The sequence below is a fragment of the Anaerostipes stercorihominis genome, from assembly GCF_057535655.1.
Genome location: NZ_BAAJCL010000036.1, coordinates 1 through 609, shown reverse-complemented (window position 1 = coordinate 609; position 609 = coordinate 1). Strand labels below are relative to the sequence as shown.

Here is a 609-nt window from a genome sequence, read left to right as displayed (position 1 = left end):
TCCGGATCATTGGATATGTGCTCCTCCCCGAAGCTTTTCGCAGCTTATCAAGTCTTTCATCGGCTCTTAGTGCCAAGGCATCCACCCTGCGCCCTTACTACTTTAACCGTAGCAGGAACGATCGAATCTTGCGATTCTCTTTCCTCATTGATGTATAGCGTTACATCAATGGGTTTGTGTTTCTTTCTCATTATTCTCTAACGATGAAATTTGATGTCTTGACTCATTTCCATCTCTGAAAATGAATTCTTTCGATTTTGTATGAAGTTTTCAAGGTACGTCTGCGTAAATAGTGCTGCATGCAGAATAAAAATATCTTTTTTTATTCTATAGGCATCCTGCCGCGACCAAGAAGCTTCGCTTCGAGGTTGTATGCAGTACGCTCTATCTATTTCCGCTCCGGCTTTATCAGCCAGTCCATACAAGAAGCCTTTCTTGTATCGAATCTCTGATAAAACTTTTTTAAAATCCGGCAGCCACCTATCTTCCCAGGTCGTCTCCAACCAAGTATTGTCGGCCGCGTCAGTCTTAACCTTCGTGTTCGGGATGGGAACGGGTCTGACCCCGACGCGCATCGCCACCGGAATTTCTCTATTCTGCTGTTTCCTC

2 rRNA genes are annotated in these 609 nt (G+C 44.7%); both read right to left on the bottom strand.

The features are described 5' to 3' along the window. Positions 1 to 108, bottom strand: a 23S ribosomal RNA gene (locus tag AC27EF_RS13590); the annotation flags it as partial. 359 nt (positions 109 to 467) lie between these two features. Further along, positions 468 to 585: ribosomal RNA gene (rrf, locus tag AC27EF_RS13585) — 5S ribosomal RNA — on the bottom strand. Between the last annotated feature and the right edge of the window lie 24 nt (positions 586 to 609).